The sequence below is a fragment of the Pseudomonas sp. P5_A2_2 genome, from assembly GCF_054177685.1.
In genome coordinates, this window is record NZ_JBGCUL010000155.1 from 1 (window position 1) to 7,704 (window position 7,704).

7 protein-coding genes are annotated in these 7,704 nt (G+C 60.8%); 1 reads left to right on the forward strand and 6 read right to left on the reverse strand.

All coding sequences use genetic code 11. The annotated features are described in order from the left end of the window. Positions 1–915 (forward strand): autotransporter domain-containing protein (locus ACXRVY_RS12190; RefSeq protein ID WP_458237472.1); only part of this gene is annotated, 915 nt, incomplete at its 5' end. Between the two features lie 169 nt (positions 916–1,084). Here ACXRVY_RS12190 and trpE read toward each other — a convergent pair. The 6 genes from trpE to ACXRVY_RS12220 all read right to left on the reverse strand — a co-directional run. Continuing rightward, entirely contained in the window at positions 1,085–2,566 is a 1,482-nt protein-coding gene (trpE, locus tag ACXRVY_RS12195) for an anthranilate synthase component I (protein ID WP_458237473.1), read from the reverse strand. A 70-nt stretch (positions 2,567–2,636) separates the two neighbouring features. Then, positions 2,637–3,455 (reverse strand): phosphoglycolate phosphatase, encoded by an 819-nt coding sequence (locus tag ACXRVY_RS12200; RefSeq protein WP_223456977.1) that lies wholly within the window; start codon positions 3,453–3,455, stop codon positions 2,637–2,639. Continuing rightward, positions 3,452–4,126 (reverse strand): ribulose-phosphate 3-epimerase, encoded by a 675-nt coding sequence (gene rpe, locus ACXRVY_RS12205; RefSeq protein ID WP_458237474.1) that lies wholly within the window; start codon positions 4,124–4,126, stop codon positions 3,452–3,454. Before rpe ends, ACXRVY_RS12200 begins: the two co-directional genes overlap by 4 nt. 115 nt (positions 4,127–4,241) lie before the next feature. Then, positions 4,242–5,390: an iron-containing alcohol dehydrogenase gene (locus ACXRVY_RS12210; protein ID WP_223456975.1), complete on the reverse strand. Its 1,149-nt coding sequence runs from the start codon at positions 5,388–5,390 to the stop codon at positions 4,242–4,244. A gap of 231 nt (positions 5,391–5,621) precedes the next feature. Then, on the reverse strand, positions 5,622–6,446 hold the full coding sequence (locus ACXRVY_RS12215; RefSeq protein WP_458237475.1) for an ABC transporter permease: 825 nt from the start codon (positions 6,444–6,446) through the stop codon (positions 5,622–5,624). A 12-nt stretch (positions 6,447–6,458) separates the two neighbouring features. Beyond that, the coding region (locus ACXRVY_RS12220) for an ABC transporter permease (protein WP_458237476.1) at positions 6,459–7,704 on the reverse strand (1,246 nt) is incomplete at its 5' end.

Genomic DNA, 7,704 nt, shown 5'->3' on the forward strand with positions numbered 1-7,704 from the left:
GCCCAGGGCACCGTCCGTGCGCATCAGGATGAATTGCGCAATCAGTGGCTGGCCGATTGGGAAAACTGGCAAGGCGTCGGCCAATGGCGAGCCATTGTTTCCGGCGGCGGACAGCATCAGGACTTTGACGGCCAGGACAGCGTGGCAAGCGCCGACGGCAACGGAGCCAACCTGAACATCGGCGGCAGCTACCGTCTCGACGATGCCTGGCGCGTCGGCCTGGTGGCCGGTTTCTATAACCAGAAACTCGAAGCCGGCGCAAACGACTCCGACTACAAGCTCAACACTTACCTGGGCACGGCTTTCGCCCAGTACCAGCAAAACCGTGTGTGGGCTGATGCGGCGTTGACGGCTGGGCATCTGGATTACGACAGCCTCAAGCGTAAATTCCAGTTGGGCGCCAACGAGCGCAGCGAAAAAGGCGACACCAGCGGCTACGTCGAGGCCTTCAGCGCACGCGTGGGTTACGACATTGCGCAACAAGCCAGCAGCCCTTGGCACCTGTCGCCGTTTGTCAGCGCCGATTTCGCCAAGGTGCAAGTCGACGGTTACTCGGAGGACGGCAACGATTCCACGGCGCTGACCTTCGCCGATCAGGAGCGTATTTCCCGGCGTCTGGGCGCTGGCCTGCAGGGCAAATACCAGATCACCCCGCAAACCCAGGTTTTCGGCGAAGCGGCAATCGAACGTGAGTACAACGACGATACCCAGGACGTGAGCATCAACCTCAACAGCCTGCCAAACAACCAGTTCACGCTGGCAGGCTACACCCCGCAAAGTCACTTGCAACGTGTGAACCTGGGGGTGAGCCACAACCTCACCAAGGAACTGGCACTGCGCGCCAGCTACAACATCCGCAAGGACGACGACTTTACCCAACAGGGCATCAACGTAGGTGTTGCGCTGGACTTCTGATGTGCAGCCAATAAAAAACGCGGCGCCCTCACAGGCGCCGCGTTTTTTTATGCTGGTGAGGTCATTGTGGGAGCGAGCTTGCTCGCGATAGCGGAGGGTCAGACAACATCAATGTGACAGTGATGGCCCCATCGCGAGCAAGCTCGCTCCCACAGGATTTGTGGTTAGCTCAGTTTTCCGGGGTTTGTTCTGCCAGCRCAACGGCGCGGAACATCGCGCGACGCTTGTTCAGGGTTTCTTCCCATTCCAGCGCCGGCACCGAGTCAGCCACAATGCCGCCACCGGCCTGCACATGCAGTTCGCCGTTCTTGATCACCGCCGTGCGGATCGCAATGGCGGTGTCCATGTTGCCGTTCCAGGCGAAGTAACCGACCGCGCCGCCGTAGACGCCACGCTTGACCGGCTCCAGTTCGTCGATGATTTCCATCGCACGAATCTTCGGTGCGCCGGACAACGTGCCCGCCGGCAGAATCGCCCGCAGTGCGTCCATTGCCGTCAGTCCGGCTTTCAGTTGCCCGGTGACKTTGGACACGATGTGCATCACGTTGGAATAACGCTCGATGACCATTTTCTCGGTGAGCTTCACCGAGCCGATTTCCGATACGCGACCGGTGTCGTTGCGACCGAGGTCGATCAGCATCAAGTGTTCGGCGATTTCCTTGTCGTCCGACAGCAGGTCTTTTTCCAGCGCCAGATCAGCCTCTTCGTTGGCGCCCCGTGGACGGGTGCCGGCAATCGGGCGCACGGTGATCAGGTTGTCTTCGACCCGCACCAGCACTTCCGGCGAACTGCCGACGACATGGAAGTCGCCGAAGTTGAAGAAGTACATGTAAGGCGTCGGGTTGAAGCAGCGCAGCGCGCGATACAGATCAATCGGCGCCGCCTTGAAGTCGATCGACATGCGCTGGGACGGCACGACCTGCATACAGTCACCGGCCAGGATGTATTCCTTGATGGTGTCGACGGCTTTTTCGTAATCGTTCTGGGTGAAGCTGGAGCRGAATACCGGATCGGCCGCTTGCTGCTTGCTGAAATCCAGGCCACGGCGTGGGGTGATCGGCTGACGGAGTTTTTCCAGCAGCTCTTCCAGGCGTGCGCGACCTTGTTCGAAGGCGTCTTCCTGCGCCGGGTCAGCCAAGACGATTGCGTGCATCTTGCCGGCCAGGTTATCGAACACCACCACCGCGTCGGAAACCATCAGCAGGATGTCCGGCACGCCCAGCGGATCCGGGTTCGGGCACTTGCCCAGACGCTTTTCCACATAACGCACGCAGTCGTAACCGAAGTAGCCCACCAGGCCGCCGTTGAAACGCGGCAGGCCGGCAATGGTCGGCACGTTGTAGCGAGCCTTGAAGGCTTCGACGAAGGCCAGCGGGTCTTCCACGTCGTGGCTTTCGGTTTCGACACCATCGACGGTCACGCTGACGTGATGGTCATGAACCCGCAGCACGGTACGGCACGGCAGGCCGATGATCGAGTAACGGCCCCACTTCTCGCCGCCCTGTACGGACTCCAGCAAGTAGGAATTGGGCTCGTCGGCCAGCTTCAGGTAGATCGACAACGGTGTGTCGAAGTCGGCCAGGGTTTCACAGGCAAGCGGGATGCGGTTGTAGCCGGCAGCGGCCAAACGCAGGAATTCTTCGCGGATCATGAGGTGCCTCGTGGCTTGAGGATCGAACAGTCAGGTATGCAAACGCGCCGGATAGCCGGCCAGGATCAAGTCAGGCGCGCCAACGCCAGCGGGCCAGGGCCTTGATGACTTTCATCCAGAGTTTGCGAGTGACCACCACGATGGCGTTTCCAGAAGGGGGTTTGACAGCGTCGGCCAACGTTATCTCAGCGGCCGGATCCAGGCAACCGGGAATTAGCTTGCGCAGGTCGTCGATCACCAGTGCCGGCGACTCTTCGGCAATCGGCCGTCCGTGGTTATAGCCGTAGCTCAGGGCCACACACTTGACCCCCGCCGCTTTCGCCGCCAGCACATCGCTGCGCGAATCGCCGACGAACAACGACTGCGAAGCCGGAATGTTGGCCATTTTCATCACGAAAAACAGCGCGGCCGGATCAGGCTTTTTCTGTGGCAGGGTGTCACCGCCGATAATCCAGCGGAAATAGCGGCCGATTTTCATCTGATCCAGCAGCGGCGCGACGAAACGCTCCGGCTTGTTGGTGATCAGTGCCATCTCGACGCCTTGTTTGTTCAGCCACTTGAGGGTGTCACGCACGCCGGGGTAAACCACCGTCAGCTCATGACCGTCCTCGTAAAAGCCGTTGAACAACTCCAAGGCATGCTCGGCCTCGACTTCATCGACACCCTCGGCGTCGATATGGTTGGCCAACGCCCGGCACACCAACATGTGTACGCCGTTGCCCACCCAGTCACGCACCGATTCGATGCCGACAGGTTTGCGCCCGAGTTTGAGCAGCATCTTGTCCACAGCCACCGCCAGGTCCGGGACCGAGTCGATCAACGTACCGTCCAGATCGAACATCACCAGCCGCGGCAGCTTCCCCGAGAACAGCTGCTCAAAGCCACTCATGGGCGAGCCAGCGCCAGTTCGGTACGCATCTTGTCGATGACTTCCTGATAGTTCGGCGCATTGAAGATGGCCGAGCCAGCGACGAAGGTGTCGGCACCGGCCGCCGCGATTTCGCGGATGTTGTTCACGTTCACGCCGCCGTCGATTTCCAGGCGAATGTCACGGCCCGACGCATCGATCAGCGCCCGCACTTCACGCAGCTTGTCGAGGGTGCCGGGGATGAACTTCTGCCCGCCGAAGCCCGGGTTGACGCTCATCAACAGGATCATGTCGACCTTGTCCATGACGTGCTTGAGCACATCCAGCGGGGTCGCCGGGTTGAACACCAGGCCCGACTTGCAGCCGCCTTCGCGGATCAATTGCAGGGAGCGGTCGATGTGCTGGGTGGCTTCCGGGTGGAAGGTGATGTAAGTAGCGCCGGCTTCGATGAAGTCGCCGACGATGCGGTCCACCKGGCTGACCATCAGGTGCGCGTCGATCGGCGCGGTCACGCCGTACTTGCGCAGTGCCGCGCAGACCATCGGGCCGATGGTCAGGTTCGGTACGTAGTGGTTGTCCATGACGTCGAAGTGCACGAAGTCGGCGCCAGCGGCCAGGACGTTGTCCACTTCTTCACCCAGGCGGGCGAAGTCGGCGGAGAGAATCGACGGAGCAATTACGAAGGGCTGCATGACGCACCTTTTCTGAGCGGAATCACGATGGCGCGCATTGTATACCTCATGCTTTGACGCGCGCACCGTGAGCGCGATGATTGGACCTTGCCATCATTCATCAACGGCAGAAGCTCTAGTACGCCGCGCGATAGATCTTTTCGATATCGACGGCACTCAACTTACGCGGATTGTTGCGCATCAAGCGCTCGACCCCCGCCGCTTCCACGGCCATGAACGGAATGGCGTCCTCGGGCACACCGAAGCTGCGCAGCCCCTGGGGAATTTCCACGGCGGCACACAGCTCGGTCATGGTTTGCACGGCTTTGTCGGCCGCTTCGTTGATGCTCAAGTGAGCGGTCTTCACGCCCATGGCCTCGGCGATATCCTGCATGCGTTCGATGCAGGCCATCTTGTTCCAGGTCATGACATGGGGCAGTAGCAAGGCATTACTGACGCCATGGGCAATGTTGAAACGCCCGCCCAGCGGATACGCCAGCGCATGCACCGCGCCAACCCCGGCATTGCCGAACGCCATGCCGGCCATCAGGCTGGCGGTGGCCATGTCTTCCCGGGCTTGCAGGTTCGACGGGTTGGCGTAGGCCTTGGGCAATGCCCTGGCGATCAACTTGATGGCGCCAATGGCCAGGGCATCGGTAATCGGCGAGGCATTGACCGACAGATAGGACTCGATGGCATGCACCAGCGCATCGATACCGCTGGCCGCCGTGACGCTGCGCGGACAGGTCAGGGTCATTTGCGGGCTGACCAGCGCCACGTCCGGCAACAGGTAGTCGCTGACGATGCCCTTCTTCAGTTGCGCGACCTTGTCGGAAAGGATGGCGACGTTGGTCACCTCCGAGCCGGTACCAGCCGTAGTCGGGATGGCGATCAGCGGCGGGCCTTTGCGCGGGACCTGATCGATACCGAACAGATCCTCCAGCGCGCCGTGGTATCCGGCATAKGCCGCCACGCTCTTGGCAATGTCGATGGCACTGCCGCCGCCCAGGCCGATCAAGCCGTCATGCCCACCGTCGCGATAGACCTGCATGCAATCTTCGACGATGGCAATTTCCGGGTCCGGCAGTACCCGGTCGAAAATCTCGTAGCTGCGTTCGCCCAGCTGCGCCAGTGCCAGTTCTACTGTGCCGGATTTCACCAAAGCGACATCAGTGACGATCAGTGGGTTGTCGATGTCCAGACGCGTCAGCTCGGCAGACAGTTGCTCGATGGCACCTGCGCCGGTGATCAATTTGTGAGCGATTTTGAAAGAGGAAAGACCCATGTGCGCAGCCTCTTATAGGTAGGGGAGCTGGGCACAATAGTAGCTGGGGATTGCGGGTTGTCTTCTATTCAGGCGGTGAATGACCGACCCTGCCGAAAACCACAAAAAACACCTGTAGGAGCGAGCCTGCTCGCGATGAACCTGAGAGCGCCGCGGGGTGTCAGATTTCCCGCGGTATCGTTGAAGTTCATCGCGAGCAGGCTCGCTCCTACAGTTGATCGGGGTGATCCGTCAGACCTGCGCAGTACGCAGTTTCTCGCTACGCCCGCGCAACCATTCCAGGGTCAGCAACAGGATCACCGAGAAGGCAATCAGCAGCGTCGCGGCGGCGGCAATCGTCGGGCTGAGGTTTTCGCGGATGCCGCTGAACATCTGTCGCGGCAGCGTCGCTTGTTCGGGACCTGCGAGGAACAGCGTCACCACCACTTCATCGAACGAAGTCGCAAAGGCAAACAGCGCTCCGGAGATCACCCCCGGCGCGATCAGCGGCAAGGTTACCCGGCGGAACGTGGTCAACGGCGAARCGCCCAGGCTCGCAGCGGCCCGTACCAGGTTCTGGTTGAACCCCTGCAAGGTCGCCGACACCGTGATGATCACAAACGGCACACCGAGCACGGCATGCACGACGATCAGCGAGGTATAGCTGTTGCCAAATCCCAGTGGAGCGAAGGTCAGGTAACTGGCCACACCAATGATCACCACCGGCACCACCATCGGTGAAATCACCAGTGCCATCACCAGCGGCTTGCCCGGAAAATCGCCGCGGGTCAGGCCAATCGCCGCCAGCGTGCCGAAGATCATCGCCAGTACCGTCGCTGCCGGGGCCACGATGATGCTGTTCTTCAACGAACGCATCCATTCCGCCGAGGCAAAGAAGTCCTGGTACCAGTGCAGCGAAAAGCCTTGCAGCGGATAGACCAGAAAACTCCCCGAGTTGAACGACAGCGGAATGATCACCAGTACTGGCAGGATCAGGAACAACAGAATCAAGCCGCAGAGAATCCGCAAGCTGTAGAACCACACCCGTTCGATGGGCGACATATAAGGACTCAGCATTTCGTTCTCCCCTTAGCTCAGGCGCAGGCGACTGGCGCCCACCAGCCAGCTGTAAATCAGATAAAGCACCACGGTCGCCAGCAGCAACAATCCACCGAGTGCGGTCGCCATGCCCCAGTTGATGCTGGTGTTGGTGTAGAAGGCGACGAAGTAGCTGACCATTTGATCGTTCGGGCTGCCCAGCAATGCCGGGGTGATGTAGTAGCCGATGGCGAGGATGAACACCAACAGGCAACCGGCGCCGACACCGGCATAGGTCTGCGGGAAGTACACCCGCCAGAAACTGGCGAACGGATGGCAGCCGAGGGAAATCGCGGCACGCATGTAGGTCGGCGAGATGCCTTTCATCACGCTGTAGATCGGCAGGATCATGAACGGCAGCAGGATGTGCACCATCGAGATGTAGACACCGACGCGGTTGAACACCAGCTCGATCGGCTTATCGATGATGCCCATGGCCATCAGGCCGCTGTTGATCAGGCCACCCGATTGCAGCAACACGATCCACGCCGCGACCCGTACCAGGATCGACGTCCAGAACGGCAACAGCACCAGAATCATCAGCAGGTTGCTCTGCCGCGATGGCAGGTTGGCCAGCAGGTAAGCCAGGGGATACGCCAGCACCAGGCAGATCATGGTGATGATCAGGCCCATCCAGAAGGTGCGGGCGAAGATGTCGAGGTAGATCGCCTGATCCGGGGTCGCCGGGGCGATTTCGCCGAGGTCGTCGATGCGATGATCGACGGCCGCCAGCAGGTAATACGGGGTGATGCTGCTGGTGTTGCGGCGCACCGCTTGCCAGTAGGCAGGATCGCCCCAACGCTCATCGAGACCTTCCAGCGCTTCTTTATAAGAAGCCGGCTCGGTTGCGAGCGGCAAGGCGCGGGCGGTTTTGGTCAGCAGGCTGCGGTAGCCGGCCAATTCCATGTTCAGGCGTTTGGACAGATCGCCCAGGGTCTGGTTCTTGCGAGCCTCGGCGAGGTCTTCGGCCGCTGCTTTGTAAACCGGTTCAGCGGGCAGGCCGCGGCCGTCCCAACTGGCGATGGCGGTCACGGTGCGCGGCATGCCGCCGACCACTTCCGGGTTGCCAACGCTTTTGTAGAGCAGCGCCACGATCGGCACCAGGAACACCAGCAACAGAAACAGCATCAGCGGCGCGATCAACGCCTGGGCCTTCCAGCGGTTGACCCGCTCGGCGTGCTTGAGCCGCTGCTTCAAGGTGGGGCTGGTGCCCTCGTTCAGGGGAACGGCGATAGCC